Genomic DNA, 22491 nt, shown 5'->3' with positions numbered 1-22491 from the left:
CCTTAAATTTGGCTCAATTAGGGGTGCTTTGCATTTCAAATCTTTGTGCAACAAAGCCGTATGAAGAATATCAGTTACATTGGTTAATTCTGATTTTTCAATACTTTCCTTCGCTTGTTGTACTAATTCAAAAAATTCTTCATCAGTTAAATTTAAATAATGCCAAAGTTTGAGCCATATTGGATAATCTTCCTTTAATCGAAAATATGCCCTATACAACTCAGTTTCAATTAAAGCATCCGTAATAATATTTTTATTTAGAATCTGACTCCATAATTCTTTTGAAAAAACAAATTCATTAAGGTTCATTTGATACTTTTGCTTAAACTTTTGTGCATCATCACCTTTAAAACCTGATATCGCTTCTGCAATTTTATCTACAGGCTTCTGATTCGATTTTCCATCTAAATCAGGTATAAAATTTAATATTTGTTTATGGAATATTCCTTTCTTATTTTCCAGTGAAAGAATCAAAAAAGCCCTTAAAATTTTTTCAAAAATCTCAGGATAAAAACTATCTTTCCATTCAAAATATTCTTTTTTATAAAAACGCTCAAAATCAAAAATAGTCTGCTTAAATGATCGTAAATTTTTATATCCAACTTGATTAAAAGTATTTGCAACTAATTCAAAATTTAAAATTAAAATGTCACGTAACTCTTCACTTCCAACTTCTTGAAGAATGCTTGTAATCGCTACATCTTGATCTTCTATATAACTAAAAGTCGCACCAATTAACTTCTCTTTTTTTCTAGCATAATCATCATTATCTTTGATTTCGTCTTCATTCGATACGATAAGCGTCTTAATATTATCCTGCTCTACAAAGTAATTGATATAACCAAGCACTTCTTCTTTTTTTAATTCACATCTTTCTAAATCATCAAAGACTAATATGAAATTATCATTAATTTTTAAATAATCTGGTAATTCAATTTTGGGAATACCGCCTGAGATACTACCATCTGACTTACTGTCACCATCTAAATCAACTTTTATTGTTGTTTTTAATGTACCTTTTAAAATTTGACCTGCTAATTTTGCTCCCTTGCTTCCCAAAATTGGATGAATACTTTTAAAAATAGCTTCATCAATCATAGAGGTTTTTGCAATTCCATTTAAACTCACATAACAAATCTTCTTCCCCTGATCTTCCTTTTTTCTAAATATTTTTTTACAAACCATGTCTTTCCGCTCCCCCATGCTCCATTCAATAATACAGCATATTGAAAATTCTTTTTCCCATCGAAGTAGTAATCTAGATATTCTTCGATATGCTTATTTGGAGCTGAAATCCAATTTTCTTGTGTCATTATATAAAGAACCTAATCATAAAGTTTTGTAAAAAATAACATAATTTTTTTAAAGCTCATCTGTAAGTAGTTTAAATAAGCCTTTCAAAAACAGATGAAAAAAATTAGTTTACATGCTAAAAAATAGGCAATTCAACAAATTTCGTGGAACTTTATAAATGAATAAATTACTTGCTTCGGCTTTAATTAGCTCCAGTCTCATTAGTGTTTCAGCCTTCGCCCTTTCCCCGCCCGCCCCAATCTCGCAACAAAAACAAGTTTCAGGCTATTACCAATACCAAGCAGGTGATGTACAAATTACAGCCCTGCTCGATGGCACCAACTTCATGTCGCCTAAACTATTTCAAAACACTCCAGAAAAAGAAGTCCATGAAATTTTAAAGAAATACGCTGCCGACCAAGCCAAAGGCGTGCAAACCTCTGTCAATGCATTTCTCGTGAATACTGGTCATTCACTAGTTTTGGTAGATAGCGGCGCTGCGAGCTGTTTTGGCGCACATTTGGGTTCAGTGTTAAGCAACTTAAAAGCGTCAGGCTATCAACCAGAGCAAGTCGATACCATCTTACTGACGCATCTACACCCAGACCATGTGTGTGGTATTGGCCGAAATGGCGTGGCAAACTTTCCAAATGCAACGGTTTATGTTTCGAGCGATGAAGCGAACTATTGGCTAAACCCGAAACAAGTCGACAAACTCCCGAAAGAAAAACAAGCCGGCTACTTAGGAACTGTTGAAAAAATTAAACAGGCCATTGCGCCGTATCAAGCCAAACAACGCTTCAAAACATATCAATTGGGCGATCAAGTTCAGGGCTTTAAAGTCATTAATACCGCGGGGCATACGCCGGGACATTTTAGCTATGAGTTAAAAACCAAAGATGAAACAGTAGTCTTTATTGGTGATATTGTACACTCACATACCGTGCAATTCGACAAGCCAGAAACCGCAATCGATTATGATATCGACCCCAAAAAAGCAGTGCAAACCCGCTTAAAGCAATTTTCTGAATATGCAAAAGGCGGGCAAACTATTGCAGCACCACACTTGCCATTCCCTGCTATTGGACATATCTATTCGGCAGATGGAAAAAGCTATCAATGGATTCCTGTGCATTTTAAGGATTAATTTATACGAAAATTACCTCTTCTTTGGGCTGAGAGTTAAAAGTCTCTTCAAACCTAATAGAAGTTTATTAAATCATAAAAAATCCCCTCATTTAAGGGGATTTTTTTTTACTACTGTGGACTCATCGAGTTTTGTACAAAATGCGGAGAGCGAGGTCCATATAGCAACCCTTTTTGCTGCATCAACTGCGGAGCATACAACTGCGTACTCACACTGTTAGACAGTACATAGGCTTTGTCCGATAAGTGATTGGAAATTTGGTCAATCAAAGCACCCACCAACATCCCGACTAGACCGGCGTTGTTGTTATTATTGGCTTGTTGGATTTTTTCCTGACCTTCCCATAATAATGCCCCGGTTTTTAAATCCACCAATTTTGCCTCGACCGCGACGGTCGAAACGGATTGAATCACCTGATACTTAGAACCATATTCTTTGACTTTGACATACAGTGCGGCATCCGCTCCAAAAATTTCATTGAGTTTCTGAATTGGAATTTGCTGCGCATCATAGCCATTGGTTACGCCGTTCTCTTTAAATAGCGTATCGACCACAGAAATGGGGAACACGTAATAGCCCGCTTCTGCTACAGGTAAAGTCACGGTAGACCAATACCCATAAGTTGCCCGTGTATCGGGTGTCTCATTCACAGGCGGCAACACCAAAATGGATTTTGGCATATTGGCATGATAAGCAGATAGGTCACGATTGCTTTTTGGTGTCGTAGCACAACCTGTGAAGAGTGTCACTGCAAGGCCAAGTACGCATAGTTTTTTGAAATGTTTCACTTCACACTCCCTGCCGCAGACTGAGCCGTCATTTTTTTCAAAAGACGATCCATTAATACTGTCGACTCTGGGTAAGTTTCGCGTTCAAGTTCAAAATACTGAACAGCACGTGGCCCATTATTGATATTTAAATTCAACAAACCCAAATGTGCATACAAGCCCCGAGGCACTGCTGCATTTTTGGCTTTGGCTTTTTCAATATCTTTTTCAAGTTTGCCAATCTGTTCTTGTGGAGAAGTCTTTTCTGGCAGACTCAACATCAAATAAGTTTGCTGCGGGTATTCACCCCAGCTGTATAACGATTTTGGCGCTGAAACACAGCCCACCAAAGTCATGGTGCAGATCGCACCTAAAACCAATACGATTTTTTTCATTGATTCAAACCAATTACTGCGCAGACCACTTATTGGTTTGAATATCCAACACCAAATTATTAACCGCTTCACGCACAGCCAAATCTAAAACTTTACCGTTTAAAGTTGAATCATAAGAAGCGGTAGAACCAAAACCTAAGATTTCACGTTCACTGAGTGCGTACTCGCCTGCGCCTTGCACAGAGTGAACAATTTCTGCTGTTTTTACATCGACAATATTTAAGTTCACTTTGGCATAAGCAATTTGGGTTTTACCACGACCCAATATGCCAAATAGCTGGTGATCACCAACTTCTTTACGGCCAAATTCAGATACGTCGCCCGTTAAGACATAACGTGCGCCTTTGATGGCTTGAGAGGATTTGGTAAAACCTGCTTCTTGTTGTAATTCAGCAAGGTTGTCACGGTTTAGGACAGAGAAATAGCCCGATTGCTGTAAATGCTTTTCTAAAATAGTTTTTGCTTGACCACCTAAACGGTCAACATTGTCTGAGAAAATGCCACGCATGTAACTCGAGCGGTTGTCAAATTTTCCTACAGAAACAGGCGTTTTAGCGCCAGCGTATTTAACGGTCGCCACTGCCGCTGTTACTTGCGGTGATTGAATTGTTTTTGACGTTTCTGTTGTTGAACATGCAGATAATGCTAAGACACTCAAAACGGCCAAAAACATAGATTTATTCAAAATTTATCCCTCAAATCTTTAATTTAAAAATCATTAAAAAATCAAAGGGATTATAACCATTTAGCTTTTCGTTACCTATACAAAATCCAGTTTTGTTGTTGTCAACCTTATCACTTCATTCCAAAAATAAGTTTTAAACCTAACACTGTCATCACCGTCCCTGCTGCGCGGTCAAATACAGCCTTAAACTTCAAATACACGCGGCGCGGCTTTTCAGCAGACAATGCCACTGCAACCAACGAACACCAACCCGCATCAATAAAGAAACATAGGATAGGCAGTACATAATAGTAATAGGTTGGGATTTCTTTGGGTAAAAGTGCAGTAAAAATACTGGCTAGAACAATCGCAATTTTAGGGTTGGACAGCTGGGTAATTAAGCCAGTCATAAATGCACGGCGTAAAGTCATTGCTTTTGAGCTGGAATGATCTGCCTCAATTGGCTCTTTGGCATGTTTAATAATTTTAAACGCGAGCCAAAGCAAATAGATCCCACCACAAATTTTTAAGGCCAAATACGCTGACGGCACTGCCAACAAAAAGGCTTGTAAGCCGAGTACAGCCAACAGACCAAAAACAGCTGCGCCTGTTCCAGTCCCCAGTGCGGTAAATAGGCCATGCTTTCGAGAAATCGCAATCGAATTTTTTGCTACATAAATCGACGTCGGTCCAGGGCTCATTGCGCCTAACATTAATGCAAAGGCAATCGAGCCCAAAATCCAAAATGATTCCAAGAGTGACCTCTAAATTGAGAGAATTTGATCAGCTGCGATTTTACGCTAAACAAAGTTTTTACGATATTCACTTTATCAGTTATTTTTCACATTTATATCGTGCTCAAGCCACAGCATATACGTCCATTATATTTTTTAATGATAAATAAAAAGCCTATTTTTAAAGAAATTCGGCATAGCCATAGTGAAAACAACAATAGAGCAATTACTCAACAATAAACATTAACATCAGTTATTTAGATCATATTCAATTTTAATAAAAAGACAAATGTGTATTAAAAATAGCCATCATACATCTATTTTTGATTACAAAATATAATGAGGGGATTGCTTCCCATTTCATACATTTTTCATATATAAAAAGACATACTATTTTTAAGGTTTTTCTAAACCAATTTTTTTACTTCATAATTTTTAACATCATAATTAAAGGTGAACCATGCAAAATAAGAAGCGCACCCCATTAGACGCGCAACAGTCCCATCTTTGGATTATTGGTGGTGGTATCGCAGGTATGGCTGCTGCTGCATTTGCAATCCGTGATGCCAAAGTCCCTGCCAAAAATATCCATATTTTAGAAGAACTCGATATTTCAGGTGGTTCGATGGATGGTGGACATACACCGCATGCCGCGCAAGCTTGGGTAACACGTGGTGGGCGAATGCTGACCGATGAAACTTATTTGTGCCTATGGGACTTATTTTCCAGTATTCCATCTTTGGAAAATCCAGACATTTCGGTGCGTGAAGAATGTCGTGAGTTTAATGAAAAAGTGAAAACCCACGCCAATGCGCGTTTGATTGATGCCAAACATGTCATTGCGGATGCAGCAAAGCTTGGTCTGAATACACTACACCGCGCGCAGATGCTGCGCCTATTGGCTTCAAAAGAAGAAAAAATTGGCAGTCGCCGCATTGATGAGTTTTTTGATGAAACCTTTTTTGAAACCAATTTCTGGCGCATGTGGCGCACGACTTTCGCTTTTCAAAAATGGCACAGTGCAGCAGAGTTAAGACGCTATTTCTTGCGTTTTATTCAAGAATTGCCACGCATTCATACCTTAGCGGGTGTGAAACGTACTAAGTACAATCAATATGATTCGATGATTTTGCCCTTGCAGCGTTGGCTAGTCGCACAAGGCGTCGATGTACGTTTTGGACACTATGTCACAGATGCGGACTTCATTACCAATGCTGAAACCCAAGAACGCCATGCTTCACGCCTATATGTACAATTGCTTGAAGGCTCAGAGCAAATTAATCTGAAAGCCAATGATTTAGCTATTTTCACTTTAGGCTCTATTACAGCAGACTCACGTTATGGCGGTAATCATGACGTGCCTGCCCTTATTCGTCATCGAGAAGATCATGGCTGGACGCTTTGGGAAACACTGGCACAAAAAGCCCCAGACTTTGGCCGTCCAATGACTTTCTATGGCAATGTCGATGAACATAAGTGGGAGTCTTTCACACTAACTATGAAAGATGACGTACTACTTAAACGCATTATTGACTATACAGGCAATGAACCAGGTACAGGCGCACTGATGACTTGGTATGAGTCAGGTTGGCATTTGTCCATTGTGGTTCCTGCACAGCCACACTTTGCCGACTTACCTGAAGGCCTATATACCTTATGGGGCTACGGTTTCCAAATTGACCATATAGGTGATTACATCAAAAAACCAATGTCCGAAGCCACGGGACAAGAAATTCTAACAGAGCTGATCAAACAACTCGGTTTTGGCGACATTTTAGATCATGTTTTAGCAACGACTGATGTTACTACCGCCATGATGCCATATGCCTCTGCCCTATTCGCCTGCCGTAAACCGGGGGATCGTCCACAGATAATTCCACAAAGCTCACAAAACTTTGCTTTCCTTGGACAGTTTGTGGAAATTGAAGATGACGTGGTCTTTACTGTGGAATATTCAGTTCGTGGAGCAATGCTTGCCATTTATGAATTCTTTGGAGTAGAACGTGAAATCCCTGAAATTTACAACGGTCTGCTTGATCCGAAAGTCGGTTTGAAAGCTTTGGAAACCGTGTTCCACTAAGCTTTTTAATATATAGCGATAAGAGCACCTTTATGTCGCTGCTATTACATAGTTTAATTTAAGCAACGTTTGGATACGCGAGTGTGGCAAGGATGCCACACGTTATCCATCATAATAGGGATGTTATGTATGGGTAACAAAGGCTTTTGCTTACTTTTGGCCTATCAAAAGTAAGGGTATTGCCTACACAACCACCTTTTATATTTTATTGAAAATTGAGGCCGTGTACGCACCTAATTTTAAATTGGATAAAAAGAAAAAATAGATAAAACTTTATATCTCATTCGTAAATAAATTGACTAATCAACATAGGAAAAACATCTCCACGTTTTAAATAATACTCCGAAACTGACTAAGTGCTTTTCTATCTTTTTCTCATGATTTTAGATTTCATAAAAATTACAAAACTCACTTGAAGCTTTGACTGTACAGATGCAGCATAAGACTCATCTAAAACTTTAAAAATAAATCTATGAAACTAGCAGAAGCACTTTTATTGCGTAGTGATTTACAAACCAAACTTGCCTCTTTACAACAACGCATCAACAATAATGTGCTAATCCAAGAAGGCGATGAACTGAGTGAAGACCCCAATGCGCTGATTCTTGAGGCCTTTAGTGTAAATACAGAGTTACATCATCTGATTGAAAAAATTCATGCGACCAATGCTCAAGCTAAAACTAGCACAGGTCAATCGATGCTCAGTGTTTTAAACACACGTGATTTGCTCACGCAACAACATCGTATTATTCAACAGGCCATCGACAGCTCACGACGTGAAAATGGTCGTTATAGTTCGAGTGAAATTCGCTGGGTTAAAACCATTGCGGTTGCAGACTTGCAAAAAAAAGCCGATGCAATTAGCCAGCAACTCAGGCAAAATAACTTAGAGATTCAAGCTTCAAATTGGCAAATCGAACTGATCTAGCCAATTTGAGCCACAACAGTTTGGGCATATTGGGCGAGTACAAGGCCTTTTATACGTTTGTAAGGCTTTAATTCAACAAACGTTTGCAGGGAGTAAGACGTCTACTTCACATTTTCACAAATCTGGCGTAGCACAATGCATCTTTTATACTGCACATCGCACCTTGCACCACCATGTACTGACAATATGCCTCCCTATTTTTACCTATTAGTAGGCATCAGCCTGTGGAGGCTTTTTCTGATTAAAAGCCATATCTTGTGATGGAAGTTTATAGTCACGATCATGCACAGGAACACCACCAATAATCATGGTACGAGCCCCAGTTCTAGGCTGATTCAAATCCTTTTTTGCATCACACGCGGTCAGTTGAGTGAGCAATAAAACCAATACTAGGGTAGATAAGGTTTTCATCATAGCCCCTCATTTATCATTATTGTGCTTTCAGCATAGCACTTTTATTTTTCCAATCCTATCGACTTTGTTACAACTCTTATCCATCTACATGAGGGTTCTCTGTGAATTTTCTTTATAAAATAAATATCAATCATTCATAAATAAAACAATAACATGAATGATTTAGATTAGAAAAATACAAAGTAATTTACAAAATCTTACAGGATTGAATATTTACAACGGACACTTTTGTCCGTTAAATAATAGCACTTCCAAATTAAATGAAATAATCACCATGACCAGTCGTCAACAGCGTGCTGCACAAAACCGTGAAGAATTGCTGGAAGCCGCAGTTCAGGTTTTTCGTACACACGGGATCAATGCCCCCTTACAGCAGGTAATTGATGCCGCCAATGTCGGACGGGCGACGTTTTATCGTAATTTTGATGACCGTCGTGCCTTAGTGATTGCACTCATGGAGCAAGCTTTGGAACGTCTCGCAGTTCGTGCAGAAGCATTTTCTCAATATGAAGATGGTTTTATCCGTTTAATTGAAAACCATGTCTATAACTTACCGTATTTAACTGCGCTGATGGAATATTGGCGGGTGATTGAGCGTAATGATCCCGTCATGGTCGATATCTACGCACGCCGCGATGCGATTTTACAACCTTTGATTGATCAAGCCATTCGCCACGGCGTATGTCGCCCTGATTTAACCACCCAAGATTACGCCATGATTACGGCCATTTTAAGGACTTCATTTCAAGGGCTGACCGATATAGAGCAACAACAACTCGCACAACGTGCGATTGAGCTCTTACTCAATGGCATTCGGGCATAAAGGTCACCACTCATGACTCAGCCGCCGCGTTTACTCGAACCTGCGCCAAACTGGACAGCAGAAGAAAAGCCAACCCTGCCCGGCTCTCCTGCCGTGATCGCGCACTCCACACCTAAGCGCTTCATATATTTTTTTATTGGTTTATTTGTCGCACTGTCTGCCAGTCTCAGTAACGGTTTTATTACCGCAAATTTACCCTTAATTCAGGGTGAATATGGACTAACACCCTCTGAGGTAGCATGGATCCCCGCAGCTTATGTGATGGCTAACGTCAGTGCGAACCTGATTCTGTTTAAAGCCCGCCAGCAATACGGTCTACGTCTATTTTCTGAAATTGGCCTACTGATTTTTATTGGGGTTTTGGTTCTACACGTCTTTGTACATACCTTTGAAATGGCCGTACTGGTGCGTTTCATTAGCGGCATGGTTGCAGCACCGCTCAGCTCCTTAGGCATGTATTACATTATGCAGGCCTTTAAGCGGGAAAATTTTGGTCGCAGTATCTATTTGGCTTTGGGCTTTCAACAGCTTGGTATTCCCTTGGCATGGATCATTTCTCCCTATCTCATTGACGTCAATAACTGGAATGTCCTGTATACCTTTGAAATTGGTTTAGCCCTGTGCTGTTTCGCAATGGTGGTGTCGCTTAAGTTGCCCCGCAGCCTAAGAATTGCTGTTTTTGAAAAGCAAGACTTCTTCACCTTTGCCCTGCTTGCGCCCGGTTTTGCTTTTTTGTGTATTGTGCTGACCCAAGGGCCTATTTTGTGGTGGTTTGAAGTGAAATGGTTAGCCTATTTGCTCATTGCAGGGTTTAGCCTAATTGTGATTGGTTTGGTCTACGAGCATTATCGGGTCAATCCGCTGATTATGACGCGTTGGCTGGGGGCATCGTCCACGCTTCGTTTTATCATCGGTGCCTTTGCAATTCGCTTCTTAATGTCGGAGCAAAGTTATGCTGCCGTGAATTTTCTCAAAACTATGGGCATGGGCCCCGATCAATTTGTGCCGCTCTATATGGTGATCTTTTTAGGCATCGTGTCTGGTACCTTATTTAGTGCCATCACTTTTTCACGTGAACGGATTATTTGGCATCTGCTGTTAGCCGAAGCTTTGGTGTTGATTGCTTGCGGACTGGATTTTCACCTCACCAGCGATATTCGGCCTTCCAACTTCTACGGCAGTCAGTTTTTAGTGGGCTTTGCCAGTGGTGTGTTTATTGGCCCACTCTTGATCACGGGTATCTTAAGCGCCATGCAAAAAGGTCCCACCCATATTGTCACGTTCATTGTTTTATTTTCAGCGACTCAAACATTTGGTGGCTTAGTCGGTTCATCGTTTTACTCTACCTATCAACAAGTCCGAACCCAAAACTATCGTGCTGAGATGATTCAGCAACTCCCCGAAACCAATCCATTGATCGCACAGCGTCTTTTAGCGTATCAACAAAGTTCGCATAGTTACACGCTCGATCAGCAGTTAGAGCAACAACAAGCCTTAAAAAATTTAAATCAAGTGGTAACTCGAGAAGCCCAAGTACGTGCCTATAACGATGTGATTAGCTTCAATGGCGTTGTTGCCATGCTGCTGTTGCTATGGGGGACATTCCTGATTGCACGGAATCAATATCAACTGCGACAACAAGCGAAAATCGGTCATGTCTAATGCCATTGCTCCCTATTTATTGAGAAATTGTTATGTCTGAAGATCAAAAACCAGTAGCTCCCGCTGAAACAACCGCAACGTCTGAAAATTCCTCTCAGCCGGAGCAGACCGTGGCAGCAGCAACACCGATTACGCCGCCTTCGAGTAAACTGATTCCAACAGCGAAACGTACACTGATCTTGATGTTTTTAGTACTGATCATCGGTATCGGGATCATTTTATGGGCATGGAAAATTGGGCCATTTGATAGTGCAGTTGAGTCAACAGACAATAGCTATATCAAAGGCAAAACCACGGTGCTATCTTCGCAAATTAATGGCTATGTCAAAGATGTGTTGGTCAGTGATTTTGATCACGTCAAAAAAGGACAGGTGTTAATGCATATTGATGCCACGACTTATGACCAAAAAGTGACTCAAGCAGAAGCTGGGGTGGATCAGGCGCAGAATGCACTGTCCAATCAAAGCCAAAATATTGCACAGCGTAAAGCCGATATTGTGGCGGCAGAAGCTAAGGTCGAACAAGCGCGAGCAGCGTACCAACTGTCATTGGCACAACAGCAGCGCTATCAACAATTGGGAAACTCTGGCGCAGCGTCTAAATCGGAACAAGACAAAGCCTTTGCCGATACCCAAAATAATTTAGCTTTACTACAACAAGCACAGGCCAATGTATTGGTGGCAAAAGAAGCGCTCAAAACCGCTCAAGTGGCTGAAACAGGACTCAAAGCACAAGTGACCAATGCCGCTGCGCAACTGGATCAAGCAAAAACCACCAAAAATTACAGCAGTATTATCGCCCCGATGGATGGACAACTGGGTGAAGTCAATCCACGTGTGGGACAATATGTAGCAGCAGGCACACAGTTGCTCTATCTGATTCCACAACAAACTTGGGTCACGGCTAACTTTAAAGAGACTCAAATTGCCAATATGAAAATTGGACAAAAAGCATGGTTCACCGTGGATGCCCTCAATCATCAGAAATTTACAGGCCATGTCGAGCAAATTTCCCCAGCGGCGGGTTCAGAGTTCAGTGTACTTAAAGCTGATAATGCGACAGGTAACTTTACCAAAGTGGTACAACGCATTGCGGTACGGATTGCAATTGATCCGAATCAAACGGGCATTGAAAACCTACGTCCAGGCATGTCCGTAATTAGTTCGGTCGATACCCAATCTGCACAACATTAATCTTGTGCAGAAGAAATTCATTTTCATTTACACTATGCTCTAAGCCGAGTTGATAAAAATTCTATGTTTGACCAAATTGCCCAAACCATTCCCTATCAGCAAATTACTGTCGAAGGATTTGAGATCAGCATCAAACGTTTAGACTTGGTCCATCGACACATTTCAGGCAATAAATTTTTTAAACTGAAATACAATCTATTGTCGGCGCAACAACAAAGCTATAAAAAACTGCTGACTTTTGGCGGTGCCTATTCCAATCATATTGCCGCCACGGCCTATGCAGCGCAGTTATTTGGTTTTGAGAGTCTAGGCATTATTCGAGGCGAAGAACTGGCCTGTAAACCCCTGAATACAACTTTAAATACAGCACAGCAATTCGGCATGCAATTGCAGTTTGTGTCCCGTGAAGCCTATCGTCAAAAGCAAAATCCAGCATACTTAGCACAGTTACAACAAGATTATCCTGATTATTATGTGATTCCCGAAGGGGGAACCAATCCCCTTGCCATTCAAGGCTGCACAGAAATTCTCTCTGATGCGGATCGAGAAAATTTCGATCTGATTTGTTGTGCCGTAGGGACGGGTGGCACCATTGCGGGTCTGATTGAAGCCAGTCATCCACAGCAGTACGTTTTGGGCTTCTCCGCGCTCAAAGGTGATTTTTTGAGTCGAGAACTACAGCAACTGACTGAAAAACGAAATTGGCAAATTACCGATCAATATTGTTGTGGGGGCTATGCAAAAACCACGCCTGAATTACTGCAATTTATTCAAGACTTTGAACAGTGCTATCAGATTCCACTGGAACAGATTTACACAGGCAAAATGCTGTTGGGCTTAAGCGATTTAATTCAACAAGGTTCATTCCCCAAAGATCATCGTATTTTGGTGATTCATTCTGGTGGGCTACAAGGCCGTTTAGCCGCACTTTAGATAGTCCTGAAAAAGCAAAAAAGATGGTCTATAATGCCCTGCTTTATTTTCCCGTGAGTGTGTCATGTCCACAAATCAATACGATGTCTTAGTTTTAGGTGCAGGTGCATCTGGCTTAATGACAGCCTATATGGCAGCTCAACGTGGACGTAAAGTGGTGGTGGTAGAAAAAGCCAATAAAGTCGGCAAAAAAATTCTCATGTCAGGTGGGGGTAAATGTAACTTCACCAACCTCTATGTCGAACCAAGCAACTTTATTTCACATAATCCACACTTTGTGATTTCAGCCCTCACTCGCTATACCAATTGGGACTTTATTGGAATGGTTTGTGAGTACGGCATTGAATATGAAGAGCGTAAACACGGTCAGCTGTTCACCCTAAAAGGTGCCAAAGAAATTTTAGCCATGCTATTGAGCGAGTGTGAAAAAACAGGTTTGGTCGATATTAAAACCAACTGTGAAGTGAAAGCCATCACCGCACTCGATGAGCAAGGTTTTCAAATTGCTACGACACTGGGTTATTTTGAAGCCGAATCTGTAGTCATTGCGTCGGGTGGTTTATCTATTCCGACCTTAGGCGGTTCAGGCATTGGCTATGAAATTGCAAAGCAATTTGGTCACCATGTATATCCAACTCGCGCAGGTTTGGTGCCTTTTACCTTTTCAGATAGTTTTAAAGAAGTGACCACACGCTTAAGTGGCAACGCGGTCGATGCAACTTTATCGAATGACTTAAACGCTTTCACCGAAGCCCTTTTATTTACGCATCGTGGGCTCAGTGGGCCAAGCTCGCTACAACTGTCGAATTATTGGGATGTAGGACAAAGCTTCAAAATTGACTTCTTGCCAAGTGTGGATTTGCACGACTACTTAAAAGCCAAGAAGCACAGTCAACCCAAAGCCCTGCTGCGTACTTTACTGGGCGAACATTTCCCTAAAAGTGTGGTAGTTGAACTGCAAAACCTCATTTGGCCAGAACTGGCTGAAACAGCGATTGTTCAGTTGTCGGATGAAAAACTGGAGCACATTGCAACGCGCTTGCATGCGTTTGAAGTTAAACCATCAGGAACCGAAGGCTACCGTACTGCTGAGGTCACTTTAGGTGGCGTAGACACCACTGAAGTTTCATCGAAAACCATGGAAAGTAAAAAGCAAAAAGGCTTGTACTTTGTCGGTGAAATATTGGATGTGACAGGACATTTGGGCGGTTTTAACTTCCAATGGGCATGGTCATCTGCGCATGCCGCATCAGAATATGTTTAAGCCATGTGCTTAAAACTGTAAATTATTCTAAATAGTCCGTGCGTAGCAGTACGCACTGCTTTTGCTTCTGTTGACGGGCAAGCGCTAAGTCCATTTTCGCAATGGCAATATGGACATGGCTCGGCTGGATCACTGAACGTTTCGTCATCAATGTTTTTTTTAATATTTGTATCATCTGTTTTTTCCTTTTTAAACTACAATTTATAAAAATAAATCATGAAATGCCCATGCAGCTATCACAAAAGTATAGGCATGTAAGTATTTCTAATTTATGAAATATCCATATTCCACATGCATCAAACATACCAAATTAAAGTTCATTCCACACTATAGACTTTTGTATTATTTTTCATCAGATTCATCCGCATCACGGCCTTCAATTGCCGCAGTCGGTATGCTTTCAGCATTAGCGTGTGTTGTTGTATCGATTTTCGGTTTTGCAAATACAAATTTATAAGCACTCACAAAAAATCCAACCGTAATACCCGCGATGATGATTGGGGCAAAATATTTATTTGGGGCCTTTTTTGACATCGGTTTACTCCAATAAAAAAACACCAACCGCCATCAGCAGTCGGTGTTTAGTATGATTAATTTAGTCTGGATCTTTGGGGTGAACGTCAATATCTTGTTCAGCTTCACCCGTTGAACCAAAAGGTTTATTTAAAGGTTTATGCGCAGGATCGACCTCTGCTGTAGTTGGAATATCATCTGCATGTTGATATTCCTCTGCAACCGTTGGTGTATCCATTTGCTCTTTCAGTGAGGCATGCTCTTCTTTGCCCTGTGCGGATTGCGTGCTTTCAGCTTTGGCCTGATAAAGTGGATTCGGTTGCGTACCTTCTTTTTTGGCTTTATCTAACAAATCGGTCAAAACCCGTTCCGCAGGTTGACGCCCGCCTAGACCAAAAGCCAGTGCAAAAGCAATAGCAACCGCACCAAGCGTTAGACCAAAGGCCAAGTTCACAATGGAATCTGCGATACCCATGGCACGTAAGCCCATCGCCAATACCAAGCCAATGATCAAGACACGTACAATGTTCGCCACCCAACGAGAGCTGTTGTATTCACCACGCTCAATCACCTGAGCAACCAAGTTCGCCAGCCAGAAGCCCACGCCCAGAATGACTGCACCTAATAGGATGTTTGCACCAAACTGGATAAACATCGCAATCAAACCACTGATCTGTTCAAAGCCGAGTCGATTTGCTGCTTCAGAAACCGCAAATAGCATGGTAAAGAACACAATAAAATAACCCACAACGCAAGATGCTTTGGTGTTTCCTAAGAAACGTTGCAAGCCAACTTTGTTTGGAATGTCATCTACACCTGTTCCCGACAAGACTTCAACCACAAGACTTGCGACAAAACGTGACACCACATAGGCCAAAATTAAAATTAATGCCGCTGCAATGATGTGCGGAATTGCATTCATGATTTCATACAGCATGGCCGTCGCTGGTTGAGAAATTGCATCAATGCCTAAAGCTTCAAACGCAATAATCAGCGCTGTGATAATAACCATTGCAAAAACAAAAGATCCGAGCACTTTAGCCAAATCTGAGTTTTTAAACAGTCCTACTTTTTCAACCTGTTTTTGTACATCTAGGCTTCTCAATAAGCCCTCAATAATGCCCCGTACAATTTTGGCTAGAATATAACCTGCAAAAACAATTACACCCGCAATAAAGATATTTGGTAGATACAGTACGGCTTCATTGACCATATTTTGGATCGGAAAGAGCAGCCCAGTCAGACCGAGTATCGACAAAACAATGGGTAAGAATAGTAATAAAATCAACCAATAGACAATTTCACTAATGTTTTGACTCAGCGTACTGACTCCGACATCCTGACTGAGTTTTTCATCTAACTGAGTCCGATCCAATCCTTTTTGTAAACCCACTTTGACCAGCTTTGCCACAATCCAGCCAATAAAGCCCACAGCAACAGCAGCCAACAATTGTGGTATAAACAACAAGAACTGTTGAACCATATTACTAAATGGCCCACTTACACTGGTGAGATTGAGAACATTGAGTGCACCGATCACCGCAATAATCAAAATCAGCCAAAACACAACTCGAGAAATAATATTTTCAATATTCGAGCGATGGCCAGTAGCACTGGAAAGTTTTTGGTTGATCCCGAGTTTGGTTAAAACCTTTTTCACAGCACCTGCAATCAATAATGCAATAATCCAACCAATGATCAGGATGGCGATTGCGGACAAGATCGGGTGAAACTGGTCCCAATAATACATCGCATCAAATCGACCCTGATGCCCTACATAATCATTCATTTTGTTCTCCCTCTTGTTGTGTCTACATCACAGCGACCTTTGCTCAACTACAGATTTTAGTTTTGAAGTGATTGTCTGCCATGAGGTATGAATGAGAAATGGAATACCTTTTGATGAGTGCTAAAGAAAAACCCCTGTACATTACAAGGGCTTTAGTCACATTTAGCGGTCAGTTGCAGTCGCCGTATTGCTATCGTTGGCTGTCGCTTCGTCACCTGCTGTTGCAGTGGTACTGTTATTTGGTGTTGCAGGCTCTGCACTCGGATTCGGATGTCCTGGAGGCGCCTCATTCGGATTTGGCTTGGTATCTGCAAACATATAAAATAATAATGCGATTAAGAAAATTCCGACCAATGCCAATATATACAAGGGCACGCGTTTTTTCTTCTGCCGCTCCTCTGGCGTTTGTACATGGGACGGTTTATTGAAATCATGTGGCATAGCTCCCCCTCAATTTTCTATTATCAAGTTGTCGAATTTTCATACTAACAACTGCTTGTGTAGCATTGTGTTTCAAAGCATAGTGAGATAGTAAACAAACGCTTTATTTTGATCTAAGTTATTATTTTTTATAGTTTTAAAAATATTCACTCTTCTTTCAATTCAGTGTTAAAAGTCATATAAAAAGTATTTCATATACACATAGACAAAAAGAGTCTGGCGAACAGCGTTCTTTAAATGAATTTGCGCTATAATTATGCACCTTGTTTTAGCTGTTTTTGGACTTTATGGCATATCGTCAACAAAGTGTAACGCTTGATTTAGACACTGATGTTACGCACCAATGTCATTTGCACTACACGCGAGACCAACATCTTATTGGTATTATTGAATTTTCTAAGCCTAGTTATATTTTGAAATGGGGTGATCTGGAGTTTTTCCGTCGTCGTACTGAAGAGTTTTCAGTGATGCCTTTTCCTGAATGTGTCAATGCCATGATTATTGACATTCGAAATGTGCAAGCCTTTTTAGATAATGAAACACCCATCATTCCTTGGCGCTTACTGGAAGAAGAATGTCCTGTGCGTTTAGTTGTACCTCAAGACCGTTTAGATCACTATATTGGACTGTTTGAGCCCACATGGCTGACGACGGATATAGAAACGGCTATTTCTGAAATTCGTGAATATATGGATATGTTTGTGCACTAAGCACTTCTTGATACACATCTGTTCATATCCTCCCATTGCGATTGTGCCCTATGATTTGTTCATAACGTACAGTCGCTTTTATTTTTTAGTTTTTAATCCCCTGCGGAAAGCGTAGGACAGTAAACCGAATCTAACTGACCTTTATATACTGCGTCATAAAACAGTTCATCTTCAAAATAAAGCACTTTTCTTTTTTATTGCCGTTTTAGCATGTTCTACACGAACAAAAGCCATTCTGTCATGCATCCATAACGAAACGCATAACCAACCCTATAGCATTAGACATTAGCCCAATAAAATGAATTAGAAAACTTGAAATGGCATGCATTATGCATAATTTTATTTTTAAATATCAGAGGAATATAGCGATGCACTTATTTAAAGCATTATTAACAAAATATTAAATATCCCTCTTGAGCAGCAAAAGCAATCTCGATTAAGATGCAGACTAAGCTGTAAAAAAATACCATAAAAAGAACATCTTTTGCACAGAATAAAGCTTTAACCCAATTCTGACGTTTTTGATAAAAACAATGCAATTGATGCTGCAAACAAAAGGAGTTTGTACATGACCATGCAACGTAATCTTTCTACCTTATTTTGTGCAAGTGCACTTGCGCTGAGCCTCAGTGCATGTAGCGACAACAAAGCACCTGCAGCGGATGCAGCTAGCACTGGCGCCGATGCTTCACAGTCAGGCACTTTAGATAAGATTAAAAAATCAGGAACCATTGTTTTAGGTTACCGTGACTCCTCTATTCCATTCTCCTATATCGCAGACAATCCAAATCAACCTGTCGGTTATGCACATGATTTACAGCTCAAAGTAGTTGAGGCTGTTAAACAAAAGCTGAATATGCCTGATTTGAAAGTTCGCTATAACTTAGTCACCAGCCAAAACCGTATTCCATTGGTTTCAAATGGCACAGTCGATCTTGAATGCGGTTCAACTACAAACAACAAAGAACGCCAGCAACAAGTTGATTTTTCTGTGGGCTTCTTTGAAGTGGGTTCACGTTTACTTACTGCAACCGATTCAGGCGTGAAGGACTTTGCTGACTTAAAAGGCAAAAAATTAGTAACGACAGCAGGAACAACTTCTGAACGCTATATCCGTCAGCATGAAAAAGAACTCGGTATTGGTGAAGTGATTTCTGCCAAAGACCATGCTGAATCATTCTTGATGCTGCAAAGTGGTCGTGCTGCTGCGTTTATGATGGATGACATTTTACTTGCTGGAGAAAAATCGAAAGCCAAAGATCCAAACAAGTGGCACATTGTTGGTACAGCACCAATTCAAGAAGTTTATGGCTGTATGTTGCGTAAAGGCGATACTGGCTTTAAACAAGTGGTTGATGATGCAATTAAAGCTACTTATAGCTCAGGTGAAATTAACAAGATGTACAACAAATGGTTTGAACAACCAATTCCACCGAAAAACATTAACCTGAACTTTGCTATGTCAGACCAACTTAAAGCCTTAATTGCAAACCCACATGACCGTGATCAGTAAACGATAAAGGAAGAATTAATGTTCACTCAGGCAAAGTTTCTTTGCCTGACCTATTTTAGGGGATTGTCATGAATTATACCTGGAACTGGGGCGTCCTTTGGCAATCCACAGGCGTCGGAGATAGCACCTATCTCAGTTGGATTTTAATTGGTTTAGGCTGGTTGGTTGTTATTGCCATTGTGGCTTGGAGCATTGCAATGGTGCTCGGAAGTATTCTCGGCATTATGCGCACGCTTCCCAATAAAACCGCACGTGCTATCGGCACTGGCTACGTCACCATTTTTCGTAATGTACCGCTACTGATCCAATTATTTATTTGGTTTTATGTGGTGCCGAATTTCTTACCTGGTCCGATTAAGTCATGGTGGATTAATGATTTAAGTGCAGGAACAACAGCACTGATTTCAGCCAGTATCGGTCTTGGACTGTTTACCGCAGCACGTGTCTGCGAACAAGTCCGTACAGGCATTGAAGCCTTACCTACAGGACAGGTCAATGCAGGTTATGCCATGGGGTTTAGTACCGCACAACTATACCGCTATGTCATTTTACCGCAGTCCTTCCGTACGATTTTGCCGCCTCTGAGCTCAGAGTTGACCAACTGCGTCAAAAATACTTCTGTCGCCTCTTTAGTTGGGGTCTCCGAGATTATTTCTCAGATGAAAACCATCAGCGAATATACGCAGAACACCATCGAAATCTATACCTATGTCACGATTATTTTCATCGTTATCAACGTATGTTTAATTACCTTAATGACGCTGCTTGAAAAACGTTTACGTGTCCCAGGTTTAATTGCAGGAGCTAAATAATGGAATGGCTCACCGCATTTACCCATGATTTGCAGTTATCTGCACCCGCCCTATGGCATGGTTTAAGTATCACTTTGAAAGTCGTCTGTATTGCCACCATTGGTGGTATTTTCATTGGCACGCTGTTGGCACTGATGCGTTTGTCTTCAATTCGCATCTTGAATTTAATTGCCCAAGGCTATGTCAATTTATTCCGCTCAATTCCTCTACTGTTGGTATTGATGTGGTTCTACTTTGCTGTACCGTTCATCTACACCACAGTCACGGGAAATTACCTGACCATTGATACCGCTTTGGTCTCAAGTATTGTGGCGTTCATGTTGTTTGAAGCAGCTTATTTCTCGGAAATTGTACGTGCAGGGATTCAATCGATTCCTAAAGGACAGTCTGCCGCGGCTTATGCACTAGGCATGACCTATGGTCAGTCCATGCGTTTAATCATTTTGCCGCAAGCCTTTCGCAAAATGACACCGCTACTGTTACAACAAACCATCATCTTGTTCCAAGACTCAACCATGGTGTACGCCATTGGTCTACTCGACTTCTTCCGCACCAACTACGTGCGGGGCGATTTGATGTCTCTATTAACGCAATATATTTTATTTGCAGGCCTAGTGTATTTCACCATCAGTATGCTAGCCACATATGCAGTAAAACGATTACAAAGGAGGTTAAGCGTATGAGCGACCAAAAAGTAATGATTGACCTCCAAAATGTCAGTAAATGGTATGGCGATTTTCAAGTCTTAACCGATTGCACCACACAAATTTGCCAAGGTGAAGTGGTGGTGGTCTGTGGCCCATCAGGCTCAGGAAAATCGACCCTGATTAAAACAGTGAATGGACTGGAAGCCTTCCAACAAGGTCAAATTACAGTCGATGGAATTCCGATTAAAGACCCGAAAACAGATTTGACCAAATTGCGCAGTCGCGTAGGCATGGTGTTTCAGCATTTCGAGTTGTTTCCACACTTAAGCATTACTGAAAATTTAACCATTGCCCAAATTAAAGTATTGGGACGCTCTGAAGCTGAAGCGAAAAAGAAAGGCTTAGGCTATTTAGAACGGGTTGGGCTGAGTGCACATGCACATAAATTTCCAGCACAACTTTCAGGTGGACAACAACAACGTGTCGCAATTGCCCGCGCCTTAAGTATGGATCCGATTGCCATGTTGTTTGATGAGCCGACATCGGCGCTTGACCCTGAAATGATTAATGAAGTTCTTGATGTGATGGTCGAGTTGGCACATGAAGGCATGACCATGATGTGTGTCACCCATGAAATGGGCTTTGCCCGCCAAGTGGCCAACCGTGTGTTGTTTATGGATCAAGGTAAAATTGTCGAAGACTGTAGCAAAGATGATTTCTTTAACACCAAACGTGGTGATCGTGCTCAACAGTTCTTAGACAAGATCTTGCACTAGCACAAACGTGTTATCCCACATTAAAAAAGCAGATCACACGATCTGCTTTTTTAATTCATGCTCTAGTCTAAAACCAAGCGCGCATTGGTAGCTTGAACAGGACGATTATTCGGATACCCCATCAGAGCAGCAAAGTTTGCGATTTGCTGTGCTGATGCCTGCTGGATATCTTTTAAGACCACCCAACGTACACCTTCAGTACACGGCGGTGTCGTGAGCGAACCATTAAAGCGGTAGTACTCGCGATGTGTCGGCAGAAATTGATCTGCGTTTAAAGTGAGTACTTTCTGGGGGTACCTGTACTGCTGCCATAGTCCATCAAGTGCTTGATTCTTTTTCCCTTGTTCATACATCACCGCAACCACAGCCAGCTCTCCTTTTTCAGAAGCATGGACTAAATGTAATTCCATCGGAAAACTTTTGCCGTGAATCGTATTTTCAGAAGGGCTATGTAAATGCATTTGCAATAATTGAAATCGTTCTCCCTCTAAACTTAAATAACTGCCTTGATGAAAATTGGCTTGTAAAGTATGAGGGAGCTTCACGATACTCGTTGCAGCCGTTTTATAATCAAAATCAAGTGGTGCAAGGTCTGCTGAAATCACATGCTCAATATTAATGGGCGATTGATTATGCCCCGCACAAGTTTGGTATTTTCTATTGAGCTGGCTCCAATACTGCGGTGCTATTTGTGCTTGATAACCCCAATCCGAAGTTACTTCACTACTGGCCCAAGCCATCACACATGGGAGACCAAACAATGTTGCTATTAGTTTTTTCTTCATCATAATCCATCAAAAAATATCAGTTTAAAACGCCCCAATATCCTCTAAGAAATTACGCTCAAGCAGCAAAACCTAAAATGCCAATTCTGCCTGCTTGTCTTTGTTTTTTGTGCAAACTCTGTAATCATGACTTTTCAGCAAAAAGCCAATATTGCCCGACTATTTTGTCTCGGTTTAGATGTAAATCGATGAAATAGGACTGATCATA

24 protein-coding genes are annotated in these 22491 nt (G+C 41.0%); 13 read left to right on the top strand and 11 right to left on the bottom strand.

The annotated features are described in order from the left end of the window. Positions 1–1203, bottom strand: a 1203-nt coding sequence (locus tag ACF8FD_RS10055; protein ID WP_392453350.1) for a P-loop NTPase fold protein, incomplete at its 3' end; no start/stop codon positions are given. A gap of 268 nt (positions 1204–1471) precedes the next feature. Here ACF8FD_RS10055 and ACF8FD_RS10050 point away from each other — a divergent pair. Next, positions 1472–2440, top strand: a complete 969-nt coding sequence (locus ACF8FD_RS10050; RefSeq protein WP_205666971.1) for an MBL fold metallo-hydrolase — start codon at positions 1472–1474, stop codon at positions 2438–2440. 110 nt (positions 2441–2550) lie between these two features. Here the strand turns inward: ACF8FD_RS10050 and ACF8FD_RS10045 are convergent, their stop codons facing one another. The 4 genes from ACF8FD_RS10045 to ACF8FD_RS10030 all read right to left on the bottom strand — a co-directional run bounded on the left by ACF8FD_RS10045 (position 2551) and on the right by ACF8FD_RS10030 (position 5021). Continuing rightward, complete coding sequence (locus tag ACF8FD_RS10045; RefSeq protein ID WP_205666972.1) at positions 2551–3228, bottom strand: GNA1162 family protein; 678 nt, start codon at positions 3226–3228, stop codon at positions 2551–2553. Next, positions 3225–3602: a DUF4810 domain-containing protein gene (locus ACF8FD_RS10040; RefSeq protein ID WP_205666973.1), complete on the bottom strand. Its 378-nt coding sequence runs from the start codon at positions 3600–3602 to the stop codon at positions 3225–3227. The genes ACF8FD_RS10045 and ACF8FD_RS10040 overlap by 4 nt, the downstream gene beginning before the upstream one ends. 13 nt (positions 3603–3615) lie before the next feature. Beyond that, entirely contained in the window at positions 3616–4275 is a 660-nt protein-coding gene (locus tag ACF8FD_RS10035; RefSeq protein WP_205668136.1) for a CsgG/HfaB family protein, read from the bottom strand. 122 nt (positions 4276–4397) lie between these two features. Next, complete coding sequence (locus ACF8FD_RS10030; RefSeq protein WP_004981207.1) at positions 4398–5021, bottom strand: LysE family translocator; 624 nt, start codon at positions 5019–5021, stop codon at positions 4398–4400. A gap of 439 nt (positions 5022–5460) precedes the next feature. On the opposite strand from ACF8FD_RS10030, the gene ACF8FD_RS10025 reads away from it, so the two are divergent. Together ACF8FD_RS10025 and ACF8FD_RS10020 are read left to right on the top strand one after the other, a co-directional pair. Then, positions 5461–7080 (top strand): oleate hydratase, encoded by a 1620-nt coding sequence (locus ACF8FD_RS10025; protein WP_205666974.1) that lies wholly within the window; start codon positions 5461–5463, stop codon positions 7078–7080. A 472-nt stretch (positions 7081–7552) separates the two neighbouring features. Continuing rightward, complete coding sequence (locus ACF8FD_RS10020) at positions 7553–8008, top strand: DIP1984 family protein (protein WP_281963633.1); 456 nt, start codon at positions 7553–7555, stop codon at positions 8006–8008. Between the two features lie 207 nt (positions 8009–8215). Here the strand turns inward: ACF8FD_RS10020 and ACF8FD_RS10015 are convergent, their stop codons facing one another. Continuing rightward, complete coding sequence (locus ACF8FD_RS10015) at positions 8216–8419, bottom strand: NF038215 family lipoprotein (protein WP_205668137.1); 204 nt, start codon at positions 8417–8419, stop codon at positions 8216–8218. A 277-nt stretch (positions 8420–8696) separates the two neighbouring features. Here ACF8FD_RS10015 and ACF8FD_RS10010 point away from each other — a divergent pair, with 277 nt between their 5' ends. From ACF8FD_RS10010 to ACF8FD_RS09990, 5 genes are all read left to right on the top strand, one after another. Beyond that, on the top strand, positions 8697–9245 hold the full coding sequence (locus ACF8FD_RS10010) for a TetR/AcrR family transcriptional regulator (RefSeq protein WP_058869137.1): 549 nt from the start codon (positions 8697–8699) through the stop codon (positions 9243–9245). A gap of 12 nt (positions 9246–9257) precedes the next feature. Further along, on the top strand, positions 9258–10907 hold the full coding sequence (locus tag ACF8FD_RS10005; protein WP_205666976.1) for an MFS transporter: 1650 nt from the start codon (positions 9258–9260) through the stop codon (positions 10905–10907). A gap of 32 nt (positions 10908–10939) precedes the next feature. After that, positions 10940–12100: an HlyD family secretion protein gene (locus ACF8FD_RS10000; protein ID WP_178928818.1), complete on the top strand. Its 1161-nt coding sequence runs from the start codon at positions 10940–10942 to the stop codon at positions 12098–12100. Positions 12101–12163: 63 nt separating this feature from the next. Further along, on the top strand, positions 12164–13033 hold the full coding sequence (locus tag ACF8FD_RS09995) for a 1-aminocyclopropane-1-carboxylate deaminase/D-cysteine desulfhydrase (RefSeq protein WP_205666977.1): 870 nt from the start codon (positions 12164–12166) through the stop codon (positions 13031–13033). A gap of 64 nt (positions 13034–13097) precedes the next feature. Further along, positions 13098–14297: an NAD(P)/FAD-dependent oxidoreductase gene (locus ACF8FD_RS09990; protein WP_205666978.1), complete on the top strand. Its 1200-nt coding sequence runs from the start codon at positions 13098–13100 to the stop codon at positions 14295–14297. Between the two features lie 22 nt (positions 14298–14319). Here ACF8FD_RS09990 and ACF8FD_RS09985 read toward each other — a convergent pair whose 3' ends face one another. The 4 genes from ACF8FD_RS09985 to ACF8FD_RS09970 form a co-directional block, all read right to left on the bottom strand. Then, positions 14320–14472 carry a hypothetical protein gene (locus tag ACF8FD_RS09985; protein ID WP_171455644.1) on the bottom strand — a complete coding sequence of 51 codons (153 nt, stop codon included), beginning with the start codon at positions 14470–14472 and terminating at the stop codon, positions 14320–14322. Between the two features lie 167 nt (positions 14473–14639). Further along, entirely contained in the window at positions 14640–14831 is a 192-nt protein-coding gene (locus ACF8FD_RS09980) for a hypothetical protein (RefSeq protein ID WP_125273990.1), read from the bottom strand. Between the two features lie 61 nt (positions 14832–14892). Further along, entirely contained in the window at positions 14893–16599 is a 1707-nt protein-coding gene (locus ACF8FD_RS09975; RefSeq protein WP_392453349.1) for a mechanosensitive ion channel, read from the bottom strand. Between the two features lie 162 nt (positions 16600–16761). Then, on the bottom strand, positions 16762–17040 hold the full coding sequence (locus ACF8FD_RS09970) for a hypothetical protein (protein WP_004694569.1): 279 nt from the start codon (positions 17038–17040) through the stop codon (positions 16762–16764). A 287-nt stretch (positions 17041–17327) separates the two neighbouring features. On the opposite strand from ACF8FD_RS09970, the gene ACF8FD_RS09965 reads away from it, so the two are divergent. The 5 genes from ACF8FD_RS09965 (at position 17328) to ACF8FD_RS09945 (ending at position 21498) form a co-directional block, all read left to right on the top strand. Further along, entirely contained in the window at positions 17328–17750 is a 423-nt protein-coding gene (locus ACF8FD_RS09965) for a hypothetical protein (protein ID WP_004694572.1), read from the top strand. Positions 17751–18318: 568 nt separating this feature from the next. Beyond that, the gene (locus ACF8FD_RS09960) at positions 18319–19263 is read left to right on the top strand and encodes a transporter substrate-binding domain-containing protein (RefSeq protein WP_279739637.1); all 945 of its coding nucleotides are present in this window, start codon (positions 18319–18321) and stop codon (positions 19261–19263) included. 68 nt (positions 19264–19331) lie between these two features. Beyond that, positions 19332–20075, top strand: a complete 744-nt coding sequence (locus tag ACF8FD_RS09955) for an amino acid ABC transporter permease (RefSeq protein WP_004981232.1) — start codon at positions 19332–19334, stop codon at positions 20073–20075. Beyond that, positions 20075–20758: an ABC transporter permease subunit gene (locus tag ACF8FD_RS09950; protein ID WP_062034370.1), complete on the top strand. Its 684-nt coding sequence runs from the start codon at positions 20075–20077 to the stop codon at positions 20756–20758. Before ACF8FD_RS09955 ends, ACF8FD_RS09950 begins: the two co-directional genes overlap by 1 nt. A 14-nt stretch (positions 20759–20772) precedes the next feature. Further along, a complete protein-coding gene (locus ACF8FD_RS09945) occupies positions 20773–21498 on the top strand; it encodes an amino acid ABC transporter ATP-binding protein (protein ID WP_010326224.1) in 726 nt (241 codons plus the stop codon). A 62-nt stretch (positions 21499–21560) separates the two neighbouring features. Here the strand turns inward: ACF8FD_RS09945 and ACF8FD_RS09940 are convergent, their stop codons facing one another. Then, positions 21561–22283, bottom strand: a complete 723-nt coding sequence (locus ACF8FD_RS09940; RefSeq protein ID WP_205668139.1) for a carbonic anhydrase — start codon at positions 22281–22283, stop codon at positions 21561–21563. Between the last annotated feature and the right edge of the window lie 208 nt (positions 22284–22491).

The organism is Acinetobacter sp. TYF_19 (assembly GCF_043105125.1).
In the GTDB taxonomy this organism is placed as follows: Bacteria; Pseudomonadota; Gammaproteobacteria; order Pseudomonadales; family Moraxellaceae; genus Acinetobacter; species Acinetobacter johnsonii.
This window is presented reverse-complemented; position numbering and strand designations above follow the sequence as displayed.

Excerpts from the sequence above, each read along its gene's own strand:
- ACF8FD_RS09975 (WP_392453349.1), bottom strand. The coding sequence starts at position 16,599 with ATGAATGATTATGTAGGGCATCAGGGTCGATTTGATGCGATGTATTAT.
- ACF8FD_RS10050 (WP_205666971.1), top strand. The coding sequence starts at position 1,472 with ATGAATAAATTACTTGCTTCGGCTTTAATTAGCTCCAGTCTCATTAGT.
- ACF8FD_RS10005 (WP_205666976.1), top strand. The coding sequence starts at position 9,258 with ATGACTCAGCCGCCGCGTTTACTCGAACCTGCGCCAAACTGGACAGCA.
- ACF8FD_RS10035 (WP_205668136.1), bottom strand. The coding sequence starts at position 4,275 with ATGTTTTTGGCCGTTTTGAGTGTCTTAGCATTATCTGCATGTTCAACA.
- ACF8FD_RS09960 (WP_279739637.1), top strand. The coding sequence starts at position 18,319 with ATGACCATGCAACGTAATCTTTCTACCTTATTTTGTGCAAGTGCACTT.
- ACF8FD_RS10015 (WP_205668137.1), bottom strand. The coding sequence starts at position 8,419 with ATGAAAACCTTATCTACCCTAGTATTGGTTTTATTGCTCACTCAACTG.
- ACF8FD_RS10020 (WP_281963633.1), top strand. The coding sequence starts at position 7,553 with ATGAAACTAGCAGAAGCACTTTTATTGCGTAGTGATTTACAAACCAAA.
- ACF8FD_RS10010 (WP_058869137.1), top strand. The coding sequence starts at position 8,697 with ATGACCAGTCGTCAACAGCGTGCTGCACAAAACCGTGAAGAATTGCTG.
- ACF8FD_RS10025 (WP_205666974.1), top strand. The coding sequence starts at position 5,461 with ATGCAAAATAAGAAGCGCACCCCATTAGACGCGCAACAGTCCCATCTT.
- ACF8FD_RS09945 (WP_010326224.1), top strand. The coding sequence starts at position 20,773 with ATGATTGACCTCCAAAATGTCAGTAAATGGTATGGCGATTTTCAAGTC.
- ACF8FD_RS09995 (WP_205666977.1), top strand. The coding sequence starts at position 12,164 with ATGTTTGACCAAATTGCCCAAACCATTCCCTATCAGCAAATTACTGTC.
- ACF8FD_RS09990 (WP_205666978.1), top strand. The coding sequence starts at position 13,098 with ATGTCCACAAATCAATACGATGTCTTAGTTTTAGGTGCAGGTGCATCT.
- ACF8FD_RS10000 (WP_178928818.1), top strand. The coding sequence starts at position 10,940 with ATGTCTGAAGATCAAAAACCAGTAGCTCCCGCTGAAACAACCGCAACG.
- ACF8FD_RS10040 (WP_205666973.1), bottom strand. The coding sequence starts at position 3,602 with ATGAAAAAAATCGTATTGGTTTTAGGTGCGATCTGCACCATGACTTTG.
- ACF8FD_RS09950 (WP_062034370.1), top strand. The coding sequence starts at position 20,075 with ATGGAATGGCTCACCGCATTTACCCATGATTTGCAGTTATCTGCACCC.
- ACF8FD_RS09955 (WP_004981232.1), top strand. The coding sequence starts at position 19,332 with ATGAATTATACCTGGAACTGGGGCGTCCTTTGGCAATCCACAGGCGTC.
- ACF8FD_RS09940 (WP_205668139.1), bottom strand. The coding sequence starts at position 22,283 with ATGAAGAAAAAACTAATAGCAACATTGTTTGGTCTCCCATGTGTGATG.
- ACF8FD_RS09965 (WP_004694572.1), top strand. The coding sequence starts at position 17,328 with ATGGCATATCGTCAACAAAGTGTAACGCTTGATTTAGACACTGATGTT.
- ACF8FD_RS09970 (WP_004694569.1), bottom strand. The coding sequence starts at position 17,040 with ATGCCACATGATTTCAATAAACCGTCCCATGTACAAACGCCAGAGGAG.
- ACF8FD_RS09980 (WP_125273990.1), bottom strand. The coding sequence starts at position 14,831 with ATGTCAAAAAAGGCCCCAAATAAATATTTTGCCCCAATCATCATCGCG.
- ACF8FD_RS09985 (WP_171455644.1), bottom strand. The coding sequence starts at position 14,472 with ATGATACAAATATTAAAAAAAACATTGATGACGAAACGTTCAGTGATC.